The organism is Beijerinckia indica subsp. indica ATCC 9039 (assembly GCF_000019845.1).
GTDB classification, from domain to species: domain Bacteria; phylum Pseudomonadota; class Alphaproteobacteria; order Rhizobiales; family Beijerinckiaceae; genus Beijerinckia; species Beijerinckia indica.
Window position 1 is genome coordinate 3,073,590 of sequence record NC_010581.1, and the last position, 18,187, is coordinate 3,091,776.

18 protein-coding genes are annotated in these 18,187 nt (G+C 58.9%); 4 read left to right on the forward strand and 14 right to left on the reverse strand.

Going from position 1 to position 18,187, the window contains the following annotated elements; translation table 11 throughout:
- Positions 1–138: 138 nt before the first annotated feature.
- Both BIND_RS13590 and BIND_RS13595 read left to right on the forward strand, forming a co-directional pair.
- Positions 139–879 (forward strand): acetoacetate decarboxylase, encoded by a 741-nt coding sequence (locus BIND_RS13590; RefSeq protein WP_012385618.1) that lies wholly within the window; start codon positions 139–141, stop codon positions 877–879.
- Between the two features lie 46 nt (positions 880–925).
- The gene (locus BIND_RS13595; RefSeq protein WP_012385619.1) at positions 926–1,708 is read left to right on the forward strand and encodes a 3-hydroxybutyrate dehydrogenase; all 783 of its coding nucleotides are present in this window, start codon (positions 926–928) and stop codon (positions 1,706–1,708) included.
- 91 nt (positions 1,709–1,799) lie between these two features.
- Here the strand turns inward: BIND_RS13595 and cobS are convergent, their stop codons facing one another.
- The 9 genes from cobS to BIND_RS13640 form a co-directional block, all read right to left on the reverse strand.
- A complete protein-coding gene (cobS, locus tag BIND_RS13600; RefSeq protein WP_012385620.1) occupies positions 1,800–2,627 on the reverse strand; it encodes an adenosylcobinamide-GDP ribazoletransferase in 828 nt (275 codons plus the stop codon).
- A 65-nt stretch (positions 2,628–2,692) separates the two neighbouring features.
- Positions 2,693–3,115 (reverse strand): DUF3775 domain-containing protein, encoded by a 423-nt coding sequence (locus BIND_RS13605; protein WP_012385621.1) that lies wholly within the window; start codon positions 3,113–3,115, stop codon positions 2,693–2,695.
- 205 nt (positions 3,116–3,320) lie between these two features.
- Positions 3,321–4,775, reverse strand: coding sequence for a peptidoglycan DD-metalloendopeptidase family protein (locus tag BIND_RS13610; RefSeq protein WP_041778110.1), 1,455 nt, complete (start codon positions 4,773–4,775; stop codon positions 3,321–3,323).
- 287 nt (positions 4,776–5,062) lie between these two features.
- Positions 5,063–5,755 (reverse strand): protein-L-isoaspartate(D-aspartate) O-methyltransferase, encoded by a 693-nt coding sequence (locus BIND_RS13615; RefSeq protein ID WP_012385623.1) that lies wholly within the window; start codon positions 5,753–5,755, stop codon positions 5,063–5,065.
- Between the two features lie 6 nt (positions 5,756–5,761).
- A complete protein-coding gene (gene surE, locus BIND_RS13620; protein ID WP_012385624.1) occupies positions 5,762–6,553 on the reverse strand; it encodes a 5'/3'-nucleotidase SurE in 792 nt (263 codons plus the stop codon).
- A gap of 27 nt (positions 6,554–6,580) precedes the next feature.
- The gene (serS, locus tag BIND_RS13625; protein ID WP_012385625.1) at positions 6,581–7,891 is read right to left on the reverse strand and encodes a serine--tRNA ligase; all 1,311 of its coding nucleotides are present in this window, start codon (positions 7,889–7,891) and stop codon (positions 6,581–6,583) included.
- Positions 7,892–7,963: 72 nt separating this feature from the next.
- Positions 7,964–8,755, reverse strand: a complete 792-nt coding sequence (tatC, locus tag BIND_RS13630; protein ID WP_012385626.1) for a twin-arginine translocase subunit TatC — start codon at positions 8,753–8,755, stop codon at positions 7,964–7,966.
- A 118-nt stretch (positions 8,756–8,873) separates the two neighbouring features.
- On the reverse strand, positions 8,874–9,314 hold the full coding sequence (tatB, locus tag BIND_RS20215) for a Sec-independent protein translocase protein TatB (protein WP_012385627.1): 441 nt from the start codon (positions 9,312–9,314) through the stop codon (positions 8,874–8,876).
- Positions 9,315–9,450: 136 nt separating this feature from the next.
- Positions 9,451–9,696: a twin-arginine translocase TatA/TatE family subunit gene (locus BIND_RS13640; protein ID WP_012385628.1), complete on the reverse strand. Its 246-nt coding sequence runs from the start codon at positions 9,694–9,696 to the stop codon at positions 9,451–9,453.
- Between the two features lie 377 nt (positions 9,697–10,073).
- Between BIND_RS13640 and BIND_RS13645 the strand changes: the two genes are divergently transcribed.
- The gene (locus BIND_RS13645) at positions 10,074–10,313 is read left to right on the forward strand and encodes an FmdB family zinc ribbon protein (protein WP_012385629.1); all 240 of its coding nucleotides are present in this window, start codon (positions 10,074–10,076) and stop codon (positions 10,311–10,313) included.
- A gap of 43 nt (positions 10,314–10,356) precedes the next feature.
- Here the strand turns inward: BIND_RS13645 and scpB are convergent, their stop codons facing one another.
- From scpB to BIND_RS13670, 5 genes are all read right to left on the reverse strand, one after another.
- Complete coding sequence (gene scpB / locus BIND_RS13650) at positions 10,357–11,115, reverse strand: SMC-Scp complex subunit ScpB (RefSeq protein WP_012385630.1); 759 nt, start codon at positions 11,113–11,115, stop codon at positions 10,357–10,359.
- A 56-nt stretch (positions 11,116–11,171) separates the two neighbouring features.
- Positions 11,172–12,014: a segregation and condensation protein A gene (locus BIND_RS13655; protein ID WP_012385631.1), complete on the reverse strand. Its 843-nt coding sequence runs from the start codon at positions 12,012–12,014 to the stop codon at positions 11,172–11,174.
- A gap of 179 nt (positions 12,015–12,193) precedes the next feature.
- A complete protein-coding gene (locus tag BIND_RS13660) occupies positions 12,194–13,729 on the reverse strand; it encodes an SPOR domain-containing protein (RefSeq protein WP_012385632.1) in 1,536 nt (511 codons plus the stop codon).
- A 454-nt stretch (positions 13,730–14,183) separates the two neighbouring features.
- Positions 14,184–15,956, reverse strand: a complete 1,773-nt coding sequence (argS, locus tag BIND_RS13665; RefSeq protein ID WP_012385633.1) for an arginine--tRNA ligase — start codon at positions 15,954–15,956, stop codon at positions 14,184–14,186.
- 168 nt (positions 15,957–16,124) lie between these two features.
- The gene (locus tag BIND_RS13670) at positions 16,125–17,345 is read right to left on the reverse strand and encodes a deoxyguanosinetriphosphate triphosphohydrolase (protein WP_012385634.1); all 1,221 of its coding nucleotides are present in this window, start codon (positions 17,343–17,345) and stop codon (positions 16,125–16,127) included.
- Between the two features lie 191 nt (positions 17,346–17,536).
- Between BIND_RS13670 and BIND_RS13675 the strand changes: the two genes are divergently transcribed.
- On the forward strand, positions 17,537–17,893 hold the full coding sequence (locus tag BIND_RS13675; RefSeq protein ID WP_012385635.1) for a HesB/IscA family protein: 357 nt from the start codon (positions 17,537–17,539) through the stop codon (positions 17,891–17,893).
- Positions 17,894–18,187: the final 294 nt, after the last annotated feature.

The following is an 18,187-nucleotide window of genomic DNA, read 5'->3' on the forward strand; positions in this document are numbered from 1 at the left end:
AATTGTTACATCAACGGCTTAATATCAAGTCTCCGCGGAAAACCGCCGCCCCGTCATCGCGGGGCCACGTCTCGATGAATCTCGCTCATCAAGATTTGGTATGAGTAAACCTTTCCCTCTCAACAATGAGGTTTTGCAATGAAAGAGCATGAGGTGCTTGCGAACGCTTTTGCTATGCCATTGACGAGCCCCGCGTTTCCGCGCGGCCCTTATCGTTTCGTCGATCGTGAATTCCTGATCATTACTTATCGCACAGACCCCGACAAATTGCGGGCGGTGATCCCCGCTCCACTCGAATTCGACGAACCGATCGTTCGCTATGAGTTCATCCGCATGCCGGATTCGACGGGTTTTGGCGACTACACCGAGAGCGGCCAGATCATTCCCGTGACCTTTTATGGCCACAAGGGGAATTACAGTCATAGCATGTATCTGAACGACGAAGCCCCCTTGGCGGGCGGCCGCGAATTATGGGGCTTTCCGAAAAAACTCGCCAGCCCAAGCCTCACCCGCGAAAGCGATCATCTGCTCGGTACGCTGGACTATGGTCCGACGCGCATCGCCACGGCGACAATGGGATATAAACACCAGCCAGCCGATCTCGAGGCCGTGAAAAAATCCTTCGAGACGCCAAATTATCTGTTGAAGATCATCCCCAATCCCGACGGCACACCACGTATTTGCGAGATTGTCCAATATCCGCTCATCGATGTCACCGTAAAAGGGGCATGGACCGGTCCTGGCGCCTTGGCTTTGACACCACATGCGCTTGCCCCGGTCGCCGATCTGCCCGTGCTCGAGGTGATCTCGACCATTCATATTCTCAGCGATCTGACGCTCGGCCTCGGCAAAATCGTTCATGATTATCTGAAAAAATAAGCGCGCCCTATCGCACTCCGTAATGCACCGAACCAAAGGCTGATCCATGCTGAAAGATAAAACTGCCGTCGTTACCGGTTCCACGAGCGGAATCGGCCTCGCCTATGCTCGCGCCTTCGCTAAGGAAGGCGCCAATGTCCTCATCAACGGGTTCGGCGATGCCGCCGCGATCGAAAAAGAGCGCGCCGCCATCGAATCCGAATTCGGTGTCAAGGCTATCTATTCGCCAGCCGATATGACGAAAGCGGACGAAATCGCCGAGATGATCGCTCTGGCCGAAAAGACCTTCGGCTCGGTCGATGTGCTGGTGAATAATGCCGGCATCCAGTTCGTGTCACCGATCGAGGACTTTCCGATCGACAAATGGAACCAGATTATCGCCATCAATCTGTCTTCGGCCTTTCACACGATTCACGCCGCTGTTCCCGGCATGAAGAGCCGCAAATGGGGCCGCATCATCAACACGGCGTCCGCGCATGCGCTGGTCGCCTCGCCGTTTAAATCGGCCTATGTCGCGGCCAAACATGGCATTGCTGGATTGACCAAGACAGTGGCGCTCGAAACCGCAACCTTCGGCATCACCGCCAATGCCATCTGCCCGGGCTATGTCTGGACCCCTCTCGTCGAGAAGCAGATCCCGGATCAGGCCAAGGCGCGCGGCATCAGCGAAGAGGCCGTCAAGCGTGATGTCTTGCTCGCGGCACAGCCGACGAAGGAATTTGTGACCGTCGAACAGGTCGCGGCCCTGGCCGTGTTTCTCGCAAGCGACGCGGCTGCCTCCATTACCGGTTCAATCATTCCGATCGATGGCGGCTGGACCGCGGAATAAATCATACGCAGGAGCGATATTGTAAGGCTGAGTCGAACGCATCAGATCGATCCGAAAAGTGGTCTTCGCTTTTCGGATCGATGCTGCCCAGCTATCCCGCCGCGAAGCAGAGCAAATAGACAATTTCCACAATTTGTTGGACCGCCCCGGCCACATCGCCAGTATGCCCTCGAATCTGTGTATAGGCCAGACGAGTGAGGCCATAGGCTGCTGCCAGCGCAATCGCCAAGGCGAATAGGACCCTCAAGAGAGAAGCACCCGCCGCGAGTGGCAGCAAACCAACGGCGGCGGCAAGACCAAAAGCCTGAATCACGATCACCGGACTTGGCCGCCCGGCATTGAAACCCGCACCATCCGCCCGCGCCGGAGGCAAGATCGACAAGGGCAAAAGCGCCATTGTGCGGGAGAGGGCCGCAGCCGCCACGAGCACAAAGGCGGCAAGAACAAGGCTCCCTTCGCCGATCGTCGCAAGACCAGCAATGCGCAACCACAGAGCCAGGATCAGGGCCAGAACGCCATAGGTTCCAAGCCGGCTGTCACGCATGATCTCCAATTTGCGCGCGACGGAAAAACCACCCGCAAACCCATCCGCGCAATCGGCGAGCCCATCCTCATGCAACCCCCCGGTCGCCAGGATGAGTGCGAGAATTGACAAGGGCCCGGCGAGCCAGGGACCAAAGCCGATCCAGGATGTGAGCAACAGCACGGCAGCGCCAAAACCACCGATGAGAACGCCAGCAAGCGGCAGAACACGAACCGCCCGCGTCAGCCGCTCAAATCCATTCTCGGTGCCATGCGGATCGGTTTCGCCGCCCAAAGCGGGAATCGGCAAGCGTGTATAAAACCGCAGGCAGAAAGAGAGGTCTCTTAAAAAGGGGGCGTCGACAAAATGCATGGTTTCCTTTGAGGTCAAATCCATGATCTTGTCGAGGGCCTTACGAAACGACTCTCCTTCCCCTTCGCGATTTCAGGCCCTCCCCGATTTCAGGCCTCGCCATATTCCTCGAGATCCTCGACGCTATAGCCGCATTGCGTCGCCCCTTCTTCCAGGAAATCTCCGAGGAGAGGGATGCCGAGGAGATAGGTTGCTGTCCGCTCATTATGGGCATCGGCTGCCAGCCGCCGCAGGCCGGACCATCCATCCACCGTATCATCGCCTCGCCCGAGCCAAGTGAGCGCGACGAGTTCAATCTGTTCGTCTATGTTGAGATCATTGATGAAGGAGATCAATTCCCGCTGGACCGGGTCATTGGCCTGATCTTCGAGAATATCGACGCCACCATCATCACTGGGATTCGAACCGGAATCCACATCAGTCAGTACATCCTTGGCGTCGAATTGCCGCGCCAGGGAAATAATGAACCCGATCTTTTCCGGCGAAATCGACAAATTCGGCTTTCTGGCCATTGTAGCGATCCTTGTTGGAGGCAGGCTCTAATAAAAAATGCCCCGGCCGGAACATAGTTCCTGTCGGGGCTGTTTTGCCGCATGGTTCTGAGGACTTAGAGCATCGGACTTGCAAATTGCATTATGTCCGATGCTCTACCATTCTGAAAACGCATCAGATTGGTCCCAAAAGTGGGAGCCTTTTTGGGTCTGATGTTCTGGGCGTTCACAGGCCCGCGAGATATTGTGTCGGATCAACCGGTGTCGCGCCCTTGCGTAATTCGAAATGCAATTGCGGTGAGTTGACATTGCCGCTCTGTCCGGATTTTGCGATCGTCTGGCCGCGCTTGACCGTCTCACCCCGTTTGACCTCGAGATCGCCGTTATTCGCATAAGCGGAAACGAAGCCATTGGGATGACGGATCAGCACCAGATTGCCATAGCCCTTCAATTCACTGCCAGCATAGGCGACGACGCCCCCTTCGGCGGCTTTGACCGCCGTGCCTTCGGGCACCGCTATATTGATGCCATCATTGCCGCCAGGCTTGAAGGATTGGATGATGCGGCCACGCGCCGGCCAGCGGAATTCTGGATTGGCGCTATCGTTCGCGGCTTCCCTGGCTGGCTCGACAGCGACGGGTTCTGCGCTTTTGACGGGTTCCGCCTGTTTCACTTCGGAGCGCGTTTGTTTCGGCTCCACGGCTCGTGCTTCCACCGGTTTGCTTTCCGCAATCCTGGCTTCACGGGCAGGCGCGAGCGCGGCGGTTTTCACGGCCTTTTTCGTTTCGACCTGAGCATGCTCCAGTTTGCCTGCCGTGGCCTTGACCGTGGCTTCCGCCTTGGCAATGGGTTCCGGTTTAGCCAGATGCTCGGCTTTCGCCACATTCTTGGCTATGGCTTCGGGCTTGACCTGGGATTTGACCGTCGCCTGCGCCGTTTGCACATGTTGCACGACGGCTTGCTCCTGCGCATGGCCTTGCACGAGCTTGGCACGCGCCGCGCCCTTCACGGCATTGGTCTCGGCAACGACCGATTTCGTCGTGTTCTGTGCCACGTTCCGGACGAGTTTCACCGGTTCGGCCTGGGCGATGGGCGTCGGCTTCGGGATCGTCGGCAAGCGGGTCGGCAGATTTTGGGCGGCCGTGGCCGTCCGGCTCACCGCCTGCTCCGTATTCTGGACGAGATGGGCGCCACTCGATGCCGCCAGCGCCGCGTTATAAACAGGAATGACAACGCGCGTGCCCGGCTGGATCTCGCCAGCGGAGCCAAAGCCATTGGCTCGCACCAGGCTCTCGGTCGGCACGCCATAACGCTGGGCCAGCACTGACGCGCTTTCGCCTGGCCTGACAGCAATCGGGGTACCGCCTTCGATGGTCCAGCCCGCGGCGCCGCCCGCGCCACGTGGCAAGGAAGGGGCGACCGGAACCGTTGCGGCGGTCAGTGAGCGCGTCTGCACAGGGGGTGCAGCCGGCTGCGGGATCGCCTGTCCCAAAGCGTGGCGCTGGACTGGCGTCACGGGCGCAGACTGCTGATAGGATCCGAGACTTCCCGTCGGCGTGGAATCAGTACCATTCGCACTGCTCTGAAACGGATTGCCGAAAGGATCCGACAGACGTTCGGAATTGGCGCAACCGGCGAGCAAGCCCGCCGTAGCTCCAGTCAGGGCAAGGCGAAGCGCCAAGCATGATGTAGCGGCGCGCGATCCACGCAACGAAAAGGAAAAACGCATAACGCAACCCACAAGGCGGTGTCAGTGACAATCATTAACGCGGCAGTGGGTTAAAGGAGCGTTTAAGGTGAACGATTTCTCAGAAAAAAGGCCGCAAAATTAAGATTAATCGCCGTTAACCGTGCAAAAGAGCCACAGTCAGGCGAAGCTTTGCAGCGTCCCACGGCGCCCTGCGGGGCCAATCCACGCATGTCGGGTGGGCGAGAACCCTTTAGGCACGAATCTCGGCGTTCGGCAAATTAAAGAAAGCGAGCCACACCCGGAAGCAACGGCTGGAAATGGCAAGGACCGTAATCTTCTTCCAAACGGCTCGACTCTCGCCCGCGAGCGATTCGCCACAGGCTTTGACCTTCGTCCGCTATCTCTCGCGCAAAAAGGAGCAGGCCATCATCAGCGAGCCGTTCGAGTAATCCGGCAGGAATGTCGCGGCTGGCCGCGTGAACGATGATCCGGTCGAAAGAGCCAATATCCACTGGCACAGCGAGACCATCGCCCCAGAAAGCCAGGATATTATCACGCGCAAGCGCTGCAAGCCGCATCCGTGCAGCCTCGGCGAGCGTGTGGAAACGCTCGAAGGAAACGACTTCCCGCACGATATGCGAGAGCACGGCCGTCGCATAACCGGAGCCGGTCCCGATCTCGAGCACGCGATGACGGGGGGAAAGATCGAGAGCAGCGATCATCCGGGCGAGCAGCGAGGGCGCGGTCATGGTCTGGCCGCAAGGGAGCGGCAAGGCGAGATCACGCCCCGCGAAATCCGCAAACTGTTGCGGCACGAAAATCTCGCGCGGCACGATCTCGAGCGCCCGCAGGAGCGCGAGATCGCGGATCCCGCCACTGCGCAGCCGTAGCAGGAATGCGGCTTTGGTCTCCGCCTCTGCAATAGGCAACGCATCGCGAGAAAGAGGCCGGGGAGACTCTGCTGCCGTCATGCGAGGCTAACCGGCAACTTTGGGCAAGGTTTTGGGCAGGCTTTGTGCCAGTCGAGTCATGGTCGGATCATCGGTCAGATCGATGCGCAGCGGCGTCAGCGCAATCCGCTTTTGTGCGACGGCCTCAAGATCCGTGCCGACACCCGGCTGGCGCGTATCCCGCGCGAAGGCGATCCAATAATAAGGCAGCCCGCGCCCGTCCTGGCGCGGATCGATCTTGATCGTGGTCGCATCACGGCGGCCTTGCGCGGTCACCGCCAGCCCCGTGACCTCGCTCGCCGGACAGGCTGGAAAATTGAGATTGATCACGACATCAGGATCGATCCCGGTTTCCAGCAAATGCTTGATGATGCCGGGCGCATGGACCTCCGCACAATCCCAGGCGATACCAGAGCGCCCACCCGTACCGGCCTCATAGCATTGCGACAGGGCGATCGAGGGAATCCCCAAAATCGTACCTTCCATCGCCCCCGCGACAGTGCCCGAATAAATCACGTCCTCAGCGAGATTCTGGCCGCAATTGACCCCGGAGAGGACGAGATCGGGTTTCTGTTCGATGAGAATCGAGCGCACGCCCATGATCACGCAATCGGTCGGCGTGCCCTTAACGGCGAAACGTCGGTCGGAAATCTTGCGCAAACGCAAGGGATCACTAAGCGAGAGCGAATGCGCGACGCCCGACTGATCGCTTTCCGGCGCGACGACAAAGACATCGTCGGAAAGCGCGCTGGCGATCCGTTCCAGCACGGCAAGGCCCGGCGCATTGATGCCATCATCATTGGTGATCAGAATCCGCATCGCGCCTGTTCCCTGCCTCTCTCCGGCCTATCCACGGGTGATCGTGGTGATGCCGCCCATGTAAGGCAGCAGTGCCCTCGGCACATTCACACCGCCATCTTCCCGCTGGTAATTCTCGAGCACGGCCACCAAGGCACGCCCCACGGCGACACCGGACCCGTTCAATGTATGCACGAACCGTGTCGTCTTACCGCCCTCGGGGCGATAGCGTGCATTCATCCGCCTTGCCTGGAAATCGCCGCAGACGGAGCAGGAAGAAATCTCGCGATAGCGCCCCTGCCCCGGCAGCCAGACCTCGATGTCATAGGTCTTTTGCGAGGCAAAACCCATGTCACCCGTGCAAAGGGTGACGACACGATAGGCAAGGCCGAGCCGCTTCAGCACTTCTTCGGCGCAAGTGAGCATGCGCTCGTGCTCCACAAGCGCCTCTTCCGGCGTGGTGATGGAGACAAGTTCCGTCTTGGTGAATTGGTGCTGGCGGATCATGCCGCGCGTATCACGCCCCGCCGAACCCGCCTCGGCACGGAAACAAGGGGTGCAGGCAGTAAAGCGCAAAGGAAGCTGTTTTTCGTCAAGGATCGTTTCACGCACCAGATTGGTGAGCACAACTTCAGACGTCGGAATCAGCCAATAGAGATCCCCCGCAGCCTCTTGCGGCACGCGTCCAGCGTGAGCAGCAAACATGTCTTCTTCTAATTTCGGCAATTGCGCCGTACCGAACAGAGCATCATCACGCGCGAGAATAGGTGGATTGACTTCGGTATATCCATGCTCACCCGTATGCAGATCCAGCATGAATTGACCGAGCGCGCGTTCGAGACGCGCAAGAGGTCCCTTGTTGACGACGAAACGCGCGCCCGACAATTTGGCCGCGGCCTCGAAATCCATGAGGCCCAAGCCTTCACCAATATCGAAATGCTCCTTCGGCACGAACGAGAAGACCGGCTTTTCGCCAACCACGCGCAATTCAGGATTGTCATTTTCGTCGCGGCCGAAGGGAACGTCCTCCAGCGGCAGATTGGGAATTTCCGCAAGCGCGCGGTCGAGCGCGGCAATCGCCAGACGCTCGGCCTCCTCAAGGGCCGGGGACACGGCTTTGAGTTCGGCCATTTCGGCTTTCAGAGCCTCGGCACGAGCATTGTCCTTGGCCTTCATCGCCGCGCCAATTTCCTTGGAGGCGGCGTTGCGGCGTTCCTGCGCTGCCTGCGACTCCGCGATAGCGGCGCGGCGCGCGTCATCCAGCGCCAAAAGCTCGGCGGAGAGCTTCGGCAGGCCCCGCCTTTCACGGCCCTGGTCAAACAGGGCGCTATTGTCGCGTATCCATTTGATGTCGTACATGCCGCTATCCAGACATCAGCGCCCTATCATCGTCTCTCGACAAGACGACGACTTTGGCCTTGAAACAAATCGTCAAAATTTGGCTGTCGCTTCCTCGCCAGCCGCTTGCGCGGCACGCTGCTTCTCGATCAGCCGAACGGAAAAGATTGAAAGTTCGTAGAGGAGCAATGCCGGAACGGCAAGCGCCAACATGGAAAAGATATCGGGAGGCGTCAGGATGGCCGCCACCACGAAGCAGAGCACGATGGCATAGCGGCGTTTTTCGCGCAGGAAGGTCGAGTCGATAATGCCGACGCGGCCGAGAAGCGTCAGGATCACCGGCAATTGAAAGGTGACGCCAAAGGCCAGGATCAGGCTCATGATGAGCGAAAGATATTCGCTGACGCGCGGCAGCAATTCAATCTGCGGCCGCCCCGGCTCCTTTGCCTGCTGCATGCCGATGAAGAAGCCGAGCAGATTCGGCATCACCACGAAATAGACGAGAAGCGCACCCGCCGCGAAAAAGAGGGGCGTGGCGAAAAGATAGGGCGCGAAAGCGCGGCGCTCTTGCTTGTAGAGGCCCGGCGCGACAAAGGCATAGAGCTGCGCCAGAATGACCGGACAGGATAGAAAAGACGCCGAGAAAATCGCGACCTTGATCTGGGTGAAGAAATATTCCTGCGGCGCGGTATAGATCAATTTTGCGTCGGGACCCGCGACCCGTTCGAAGGGCAGCACCAGAAGATTGTAGATCTCCTTGGCGAAATAAAAACAGATGAAAAACATCACGAGAAAGGCGATCAGGGCCTTGATCAGCCGGGCACGCAGCTCGATCAGATGATCCATCAAGGGGGCCTTGGTGGCCTCGATGTCGGCGTCTGTCATTCCCTACTCGTCTTGCCCTGCTCGTCTTGCCTGAAAGGGGCGCGCTCGAAAAGACGGCGCGCGATGAGAATTATAGTCGAGAAACCTGCGTTCCGTTGAACGGATCACACCGGCCGCGTCACGCCGAAGAAGACTCCCGCGGGGCGGGCGAGATGGAGGCTGCGCTTTCCGGCGGGGAAACCGGTGACGGCACAGGCTCTGGCGCGGGCAAGGACACGGGCTCTGTCGGCTCGGGCGATGGCGGGGATTCCGGCGCAACGGGCGCGGCAGGGAGCGAGGCAACGGCTCCGGTCAGATGGCTCTTGACATCTTGGAGCGGCTGAAAATTAGCCTCGATCTTGGCGCTTTCGCCGAGCTTTTGCATATTCTCCCGGATCTCGGCCATATCCGCCTCATGCATGGCTTGCATGAATTGCGCCTGGAAATCCGCCGCCATGCGCCGCATCTTGCCAACCGCCTGGCCCACTTGCCGCATCACGCGAGGCAGATCCTTCGGCCCGATGACGATCAACGCCACAATGCCGATGATGATCAGCTTGCCCGGATCGAAATCAAACATGGAACGCAGTCATCCGCTCGTAAAACCCGTTTAACAAACCTGTACCTCGGCCTTCGCCACAATCAGCAGCGAAGGCCAGCACCAAGCCTGCCTACCCTGTCATGCTCAATCACCAGCCGCCTGAGCCGCCAATGGATCAGCCTATGCGATGCGTCTCAGAAACTTTCGGCTGCTCCGCGACAGGCTGATGATCGAGGCTGCGCGCGGGCTCGGCCGGGCGGGCGGCTTCGGGCTTCTCGTCGTCTTCGGACAACCCCTTCTTGAAGGACTTAATGCCCTTGGCGACGTCGCCCATAATGTCAGAAACCTTGCCCTTGCCGCCGAACAGAAGCAGCAGGACGGCACCGACGATAATCCAATGCCAGAGCGAGAGAGAGCCCATGAAAACCTCCATTCCCCAGGAATGTCTCTAGAGCATCAAACCCAAAAGGGGGTAACCCTTTTTTGGGTAAATTTGATGCGTTTTCAAAAATCTAGAGCGTCGCGCCTGATTCCGACAAAAAACGACACTCTCATATGGATAGACGTCTTGATAGCACGTTTACGAGCGGCCTGTCGCCTTCGCCAGGTCGCTACTTAAGCACGATTCTTGAAAATACCATCGGCAAGCCTTGACCGGCGCGCCTTGCCGGCCGATTTCGGCTCGGCTTATTCCAGGCTTTTCGCGGTCGCGATGAAAATGCTATTCCGTTTCAACGCGTCTTCCCAACCCGCCGGTCGAGGACAAAGCCCGTTTTTCAAACGCCCCACGAGGACTTGATGCCCCTTTATGCCTATCATTGCAACGATTGCGGAAGCGAATTCGAGCTTCTGGTGCGCTCCTCCGACGTGCCGGCCTGCCCGCAATGCCAGAGCGCCAATTTGCAACAGCTCGTCTCGAAAATCTGCGTCGAGATCAAATATCCGGCCATCGCTCAATCCTGGCGTCGCCAAGCCCAGAAGGAAGGCGATCTTTCGAACTTCAGCGGGACGGAAATCAACGCCAAGAAAAAGAGTTGACCCTTTAAAACGGCGGCTTGCCCCTCGCAAGCCACCGTTTTCTTCAGGGAGTGCTCGGTTCGCCCTTGCTTTCCATCGCCTGCGCTGAGCGGGAACCACGCCGCTTGCGCGTAATCACTTCGGAGGGCAGTTCGCCGAAATCCTGTTCCGGCGCATCCGTCTCGACGAGATCTTCTTCCTCATCATCCCGCTGGCGCGCACCCTTGAGGGCGCCCTTAGCAACCAGGGTCTTCTTCAATTCCTTGAGAGAGGGAAGATCGGAGAGACTCGCAAGGCCGAATTCCAGCAAAAAGGCCTCGGTCGTGCCATAAGTCATCGGCCGTCCTGGGCTGCGCCTGCGCCCGCGCAGATAGACCCAACCGGTTTCAATGAGCACATCGAGCGTTCCCTTGGAGAGGCTCACGCCCCGGGTTTCCTCGATTTCACCGCGCGTGATCGGCTGCTGATAAGCAACGATCGCGAGCGTTTCGAGCGCAGCGCGCGACAATTTCCGGATATCCGTCTCGGTATCCGTCAACAAGAACCCAAGATCCGTTGCCGTGCGAAACAGCCATTTGCCACCCGCCTGCACGAGATGGACGCCGCGATGGGCATAATCGGCCTGCAAGCACGCAATGACGTCGCGGACTTCGACCGTTTTCGGTAAGCGCCGCGCAATGTCGCTATCCGACAAGGGCTGGCCCGCCGCAAACAACAGGGCCTCCGCAATCCTCACCGCCTCGATCAAAGCGGGGTTTAACTGTTTGTCTTCATCGAGGCCCGCCGCCGCCGCTTCGGGCAAAAGCTCTGTGATGTCCGACAAGAAACCTCCTTTTCCGTTCATCGAGATCAATGAGTCAAAAAGAGGCAAGGCGATCTTCAGGACGCCTTGCCTTTGTCCGCTGCAATGCTCTTGACCCATAAGGGAGCGAAAGGCTCATCCTGGCGGAGCGCGACCAAGCCCTCCCGCGCCATTTCCAACATGGCCGACAAGGATGAGGCGCGCACCGTGCGCCGCATTTCCGGCGTCGTGCAATAATGCAGTAAATAGGCATCGAGCGGACTCCAGTCCGCCACCGCGCCAATCAGACGTTCCAGTTCCGCGCGCGCCTGTGTCAGCGACCAGACCGTGCGCTGCTTCAAGGTCACAACGCTCGGCCCCTTTTCATGCTTGCGCGGAAATGGGCGGCGCGCCCTACGGCTCGCATAGATTTCGAGCAATTCCTGGAGGCTCGTCTCCCATTGCGGAGTCATCACCTTTTCGATCTTTTCCGGATTGCCGCGCAAAACCGTGTCGCGACCAAGACGCGGCCGGCCAACGAGTTCACTGGCAGCGGCGCGCAAGGCTTCGAGCCGGACAAGACGCGCCGCCAAAAGACGCGCGACTTCCTCCGCTACCGGTTCCTCATTCTCATTGGCCTGGGGTAAAAGAAGGCGGGACTTCAAGTATGCAAGCCACGCCGCCATGACGAGATAATCGGCAGCGAGTTCCAGACGCAGACTGCGCGCTTCCTCGATAAAGGCGAGATATTGCTCGACGAGCGCCAGGACTGAAATTTTGTGCAGATCGACCTTCTGGCGCCGCGCCAGATCGAGAAGGAGATCGAGCGGCCCCTCGAACCCTTCAAGCTCGACGATGAAGGAGGTCTCCATGAGGGCGGATACACCGGCGGCGGTGCCCTCTCCTTCTGCCGGCACGTCCTCGAATTCATCCTGTGCCAAGCCCACCGCTCCCTTGATCGCGCACCGATAATGTCTCGAAACGAAACGTTCGATCAGGCGAATCACATTAGCAGTTTTTCGGATTCATGGCTAATGGCTGAAAAAAGAGACGCCCCTGCCCGGAGATCCGGACAGGGGCATGCTTCGTGTCACAATAAGAACGGGTGCTAATACTTGAACTAATTCTTGGCGACGAAACAATTGCCGCCGGCTCCCTGAACCTGCTGACACAGGCCCGTCGCCTCCTCGCGCGAGAGGCCGCCGACACGCACCCGATAGACCGTTTTATCGCCATTGACAGCCTTGCGGATCGACGTGTGACGTCCGCCAAGCGCTGCCGCATACTGACGGCCCAGCTTGGTCTGAATGTCACGGGCTTCCTGTTCCGACGTCGGCGCCGCGAATTGTACCGAGAAAGCACCATTGCCAGCAGCCGCCGCAGTGTCAGGCGTCGCGGAAGCGAGTTGCTGCGCGGGTTTGGCCTTGGCTCCGGCATTGGCGCTACCGAGCGGCGTGGATGCGGAAGATGCCGTTCCGTTGATCGCTTCTGCCACCGGGTCCTTCGGCGTCACGCGCGCTGTGGATTTCGGTGTCGCCGCCTTGGCGGCAGGAGCGGCAGGCCTTGGTGCTGGCACGGGCACGGACGAGGCGGTCGTCTGCGGCGGCGTATCATTCGGCAACAAGGTCCCGTCCGGCCGTACGGAGACGGTTTTCACCTTTTTGGGTTCGATCAGCGAGGCAATGCTCATCGATTGTTGGGGGGCCGGTTGCGGCGGGGCGCTCGCCTGCTGATGCGGCATGGGAGGCGCCGCAGGCACCGGCACGCTGGCGGCAGCGGCGCCAGGCCTGGCCAAAGGTGCACTCTGGGCATCCCGGATTTGCGCCTGGCTCAAATCGACGGGCTGTTCCTGGTGCCCCGTCAAGGCCGCAGTTGTCGAGGGCGCCGATTTGTCCAGAATCGAGGCGTCCTGCGTCACATTATCCGCATTGGCCGGACTGCTCGGCTGGATCTTGGTCGGGCCGCTCTCCGCCATAATGGTTGTCACCTCATGCGGCCCCGATCCCTTGCCCTTGTAGACAAAGCTCGCCCCAATGCCCACGAGACCAACGAGGAGGATACCGGCCACGATATAAAGCGGCCTGCGCGAACGCGGCTCTTCAAAAGCGTGCGTGCCATAGGCCGCTTCCTCGGGAGCGCCGGAATCAGCGACCTCGTCATAAGGCCAAAGATCGGCGTTGCCCTGCTGATCTGGATAGGGCTGGTAAAAAGCCTCATTGGTTCCCGTGGCGGCATAGCCGTGGCCGGCGTAGGTCGCCTCTTGATGGTGGGGGCTAGCGAAACCCGGCGCTTGCCCTTGCCCTTGCGGAAACTCCATGCCGGGCGGAAGAGAGCCAAGCAAACCGGCCTGAATGGCGGCGAAATCGGCCCGCCCCCTCGATAGGTTCACATTCGCCTCAGCGTCCGCGACTGTCCTGGCCGGCTGCTGCCATTGCGGCGCTTCCCAGCCCCGTTCCGTCATCGGACCCCTCGCTTGATCATGCTCCTGCACCGGCTCGAACATGGCTTTGAACGGATCCTCGGCCACATCGGACAAACGAGCCAATGCGCTCAAGGCGTCATCTTCCTTGCGAGCCTGGGCGGAGGGTTGGCGCAAACGGCGCTCGAACTCCTCCAGATCGATCATCGGGCGCCGTCTCGCAACAGATTCGCTCATGATTTCCAATCTCCCATCGCACCGCATTATCAGGCCATCACATCCGCCACGCAGAGCCCTGCCTGAGCTCCGTGCGCGCCGGATATTTCCCGTTAGTTTGCTTTATTGATGCAAAAGCCCTGAAATTTTTCTTAAAAATTGTATTCCTTCGGTGAAATCAGCAACGCGTTTCACCCTTCGCATAGGCGTCAAGCCACACAATCCGGCCGCGGACGTCTACCGTAACACTTTCAGAATAAAGGTATTTCAGCCTTACTCGATACTAACCGAGAATAACGAAAATTCGAGAATAACCGGGGATGAGCGTCATCATCCTCGGGTCACTATCGCATCGCTTGTTCATCCAGATGAATCAGCGATGATATAAGTCTTTATTATGGCATCAAATTTTTCCTGAAAGGGGATCCTTTTCAGATTTGATGCTAGAGCGGTTAGCACACTCAGCGCATTTCGCTCACCGCATTTCACTTGGCGCGCTCACCCCAAGAAGGCTAAGCCCGCTCGCCAGAACCTCGGCCATGATATGGACCAGCGCGAGCCGAGCGAGTGTCAAGTCCCGTCTTTCTTCATAAATAAAGCGTAAATGAGGCTGATCCTTGCCTCGCGTCCAGTGGGCATGCAATTCCGACGCCAAATCATGCAGATAGAAGGCAATCCGGTGGGGTTCATGCGCCAGGGCCGCGCCTTCGACCACGCGAGGAAATTGCGCGATGATCTTGATCAGCCGCGCCTCGCCTTCATCGCCCAGCAGAGAGAAGTCCGCCGTTTTCAAAGCTGCGAGCGAACAATCAAGATCCGGCAGAAGGGTCGCCGCCTGCCGGAAGACGGATTTTACGCGCGCATGGGCATATTGCACATAAAAGACCGGATTATCCTTGGATTGCTCGATGACCTTGGCGAGATCGAATTCAAGCACTGCGTCATTCTTGCGAAACAGCATCATGAAACGGACGGCATCGACGCCGACCTCATCCACCACCTCGCGCAGGGTCACGAAATCGCCCGCCCGTTTCGACATTTTGACCGGCTCGCCACCGCGCATCAGCTTGACCAACTGGCAAAGCTTGACGTCGAGCGTCACACGGCCCTCCGAAAGAGCCTTCACCGCCGCCGCCATGCGTTTGACATAGCCGCCGTGATCAGCGCCCCAGACATCGATCAAGACCGAATAACCCCGGTCGATCTTGGTCTTGTGATAGGCAATGTCGGACGCGAAATAAGTGTAGGTGCCATCCGATTTCTTCAAGGGCCGATCGACATCGTCCCCGAAATCGGTGGATTTGAAGAGAACCTGTTCGCGGTCTTCCCAATCTTCGATCGCCTGGCCCTTGGGCGGCGGCAGGCGGCCCTCATAGACGAGGCCACGGTCCCGCAGAAAGGCAATGGCAGCGGCCACCTGATCTCCGTCCTCGCTCCGGGTCAGTGACCTTTCCGAGAAAAAAACCTCATGCGTGATGTTGAGCGCGGCGAGATCGTCACGAATCATCGCCATCATTCCGTCGATCGCGGCAAGGCGGAAAATCTCGAGCCATTCTTCCCCGTTGCTGCCTCTATATGTATCGCCATGGGCTTGCGCGAGGCTGGCGCCGACACTTTTGAGATAATCCCCTGGATAAAGACCTTCGGGGATCGCGCCAATCGTTTCGCCAAGCGCCTCGCGATAGCGCAGATGCGCAGAACGAGCGAGGACATCGACCTGTGCGCCCGCATCATTGATGTAATATTCGCGAGTGACCCCAAAACCCGCGAAAGCCAGCAGATTGGCGAGCGCATCGCCAAAAACCGCGCCTCGCCCATGGCCGACATGCATTGGCCCGGTGGGATTGGCCGAGACATATTCGACATTTATTTTTTCTTGCGCAGCCGTCGCCGGACGGCCGAAATCCGAGCCTTGCTCCAAGGCGGCGCCAAGCAGACGTCCGAAAAACTCGGGTTTCAAACGAATATTGATGAAGCCAGGCCCGGCGACCTCGGCTTCCGCGACATCGCCATCTTCGGCCAGGGCCACGGCGATTTCCACAGCGAGCTGGCGCGGATTGGCGAAGGCGGGCTTCGCCTCCTTAGCATAGACCATGGCCGCGTTGGCGGCGAGGTCGCCATGGGCCGCCTCGCGCGGCGGCTCGACGACGAAACGCGTCAGATCGAGATCCTCAGGCAAGCGGCCAGAGCCGATGATCCCGCGCAAAATGGCGGCGATACGCGCGTGAAACTCGGTGAAAATATTCATGAAACAGCCTGAAAACCGGAATGGGCCGAAAATGGCCTCTTGAAGGCTCCTCTATAGCATGAAGCGAAAAATCGAAATCCGGCATCACGCGTCAGAGGCAAATCGGGATTCCCAAGGCATTTCCGATCGGCTGGACCAGAAATGCCCTGGAAGTTGGAGGCTTCGGAATTATGCCGAAAAATCCGGCGCCGTATCGAACAGCCGGCGATGTTCATTAATGGCGAAACGGTCGGTCATGCCGGCGATATAATCGCAGACGACGCGGGCCCGTTTGGCTTCATCGCTTCCAGCCCGGCGCGCGGCCTCAGCCCATTCCGGCGGCATCTCCTCGGGCGCATCGAAAAAGCGCGGGAAAAGCCGCGAGATCACCTCGGCTGCACTATCGCGCATCGCATTCAGACGCGGGTGTCGGTAGAGGTTCTGGAACAGAAAGCTTTTGATCATCTTGTCGACGCTTTGGGTCGCCTGCGAGAAGCCGACTAGAGGGGATTTTTGCGCCCGCACATCCTCGATACTCGTGACACCCGAAGCCATGATACGCCGTCGGCTTTCATCAATCGCATCCTCAATGCAATGGGTGATCAGCCGGCGCACCAGTTCGTGAATGACACGCACCGGTTCAAGCCCCGGATAAAGGGTCTCGATCTCACTGCCGATATCGCGCAGAAAATCGACTTCCGAGATCTGCTGAAAGGTCAGAATGCCGGCGCGCAGGCCATCATCGATATCATGCGCATTATAAGCGATGTCATCAGCCAGCGCCGCCGCCTGGGCCTCGGCGCTGGCAAAGGTCGAAAGATCGAGGCGATGGACCGCATCAAAAGCAATGAGCGCCATCGGCAAGCCACGCTTGGCGTAACGCGGCACCGGCGTCCCGTCGGCTTCGAGCAGGGGACCATTATGTTTGACGAGACCCTCGAGGGTCTCAAAAGTCAGATTCAAGCCATCGAACGCGGCGTAGCGGCGCTCCAATTTGGTGACGATCCGCAGGGCCTGAGCATTATGATCAAACCCGCCATAGGGCAGCATGATCGCATCGAGCACATCCTCGCCCGTATGGCCGAAAGGCGTGTGGCCAAGATCATGCGCAAGCGCCAAAGCCTCGGCGAGATCATCGTCGAGGCCCAGAGCCCGCGCCAAAGCCCGCGCGATCTGTCCAACCTCGATCGAATGGGTCAGACGCGTCCGGTAATGGTCACCCTCATGCGGGACGAAGACCTGGGTTTTATGGGCGAGCCGGCGAAAGGCGGCGGAATGGATAATGCGGTCCCGGTCGCGCTGGAAATCCGTGCGCGAGGGGGACGCGGGTTCCTCCACCAAACGGCCGCGACTTTTTGCCGCATTCGCCGCATAGGGGGCACGGACGGGATTAAGGTCGAAAGCTTGCATAACATCCCGCTCGATAGGGCTGGTCAAATTCCCAGGGCTGACTCATTGCGGTCATAGGCTTTGCGACGTATCTTCCCTATTCCAGGGCGAGGCAAGCGCCATTCCTATATCATAGAGTAGCGCCGCCGCACGCCGCCGCGATTTCTCAGGCCGCAGGTCCTGACCAGAAGGTCCTGTTCAGAGGTTCATCCATGAGCGAAGTCATCAGCGAAGCCGCCACCGAAACGCCCGTCATCCTAACGGAGAACGCCGCTAAGCGCGTTGTCGAAATCATGAAAACCGAAGCTCCCGGCTCCGTACTCCGCGTCGGCGTCGATGGCGGCGGCTGCTCCGGCTTCACCTATACCTATAATGTCGTCACCGAGCGCGAACCCGACGACCTCGTTCTCGAGCGTGACGGCGCGACCGTGCTGATCGACCAGATTTCACTCGAATATCTGCGCGGTTGCCAGATCGATTTCATCGACGACCTCATGGGCCGGATGTTCAAGATCTCCAATCCCTCCGCGACGGCCTCTTGCGGCTGCGGCTCCAGCTTCGCTGTCTGAGGCCGGAATGCGGTCGGAACAAGGGTGCGTTCGCGTCCCCTTGGACGGCCTCTCCTTTTCTTTGGCAATGAACTCACGCCGATCCTGTATCGGCGTGAACGATTCTAGCCCTCTGCCATTCTTCTTTCTTCCTTTTTCACATTTCCTTGAAGCGCTTTTCTCCCCATCAACAAGCCTGTAGAAGCGCGCAGGCGAATCCATCTCTTTCAATCAAAAGAGAACGCCCCACCTTCTTGAAAAGACATCATATCGATCGCAAAATAGGTGTTGCGTCGGATCTGAGTCTCTCGTGCG

Bases quoted from the DNA above. Each gene is read 5' to 3' on its own strand.
- tatB (WP_012385627.1), bottom strand. From the start codon at position 9,314: ATGTTTGATTTCGATCCGGGCAAGCTGATCATCATCGGCATTGTGGCG.
- BIND_RS13675 (WP_012385635.1), top strand. From the start codon at position 17,537: ATGAGCGAAGTCATCAGCGAAGCCGCCACCGAAACGCCCGTCATCCTA.
- BIND_RS13590 (WP_012385618.1), top strand. From the start codon at position 139: ATGAAAGAGCATGAGGTGCTTGCGAACGCTTTTGCTATGCCATTGACG.
- BIND_RS13615 (WP_012385623.1), bottom strand. From the start codon at position 5,755: ATGACGGCAGCAGAGTCTCCCCGGCCTCTTTCTCGCGATGCGTTGCCT.
- argS (WP_012385633.1), bottom strand. From the start codon at position 15,956: ATGAATATTTTCACCGAGTTTCACGCGCGTATCGCCGCCATTTTGCGC.
- BIND_RS13670 (WP_012385634.1), bottom strand. From the start codon at position 17,345: ATGCAAGCTTTCGACCTTAATCCCGTCCGTGCCCCCTATGCGGCGAAT.
- cobS (WP_012385620.1), bottom strand. From the start codon at position 2,627: ATGGATTTGACCTCAAAGGAAACCATGCATTTTGTCGACGCCCCCTTT.
- serS (WP_012385625.1), bottom strand. From the start codon at position 7,891: ATGTACGACATCAAATGGATACGCGACAATAGCGCCCTGTTTGACCAG.
- BIND_RS13645 (WP_012385629.1), top strand. From the start codon at position 10,074: ATGCCCCTTTATGCCTATCATTGCAACGATTGCGGAAGCGAATTCGAG.
- surE (WP_012385624.1), bottom strand. From the start codon at position 6,553: ATGCGGATTCTGATCACCAATGATGATGGCATCAATGCGCCGGGCCTT.
- BIND_RS13605 (WP_012385621.1), bottom strand. From the start codon at position 3,115: ATGGCCAGAAAGCCGAATTTGTCGATTTCGCCGGAAAAGATCGGGTTC.
- BIND_RS13595 (WP_012385619.1), top strand. From the start codon at position 926: ATGCTGAAAGATAAAACTGCCGTCGTTACCGGTTCCACGAGCGGAATC.
- tatC (WP_012385626.1), bottom strand. From the start codon at position 8,755: ATGACAGACGCCGACATCGAGGCCACCAAGGCCCCCTTGATGGATCAT.
- BIND_RS13660 (WP_012385632.1), bottom strand. From the start codon at position 13,729: ATGAGCGAATCTGTTGCGAGACGGCGCCCGATGATCGATCTGGAGGAG.
- BIND_RS13640 (WP_012385628.1), bottom strand. From the start codon at position 9,696: ATGGGCTCTCTCTCGCTCTGGCATTGGATTATCGTCGGTGCCGTCCTG.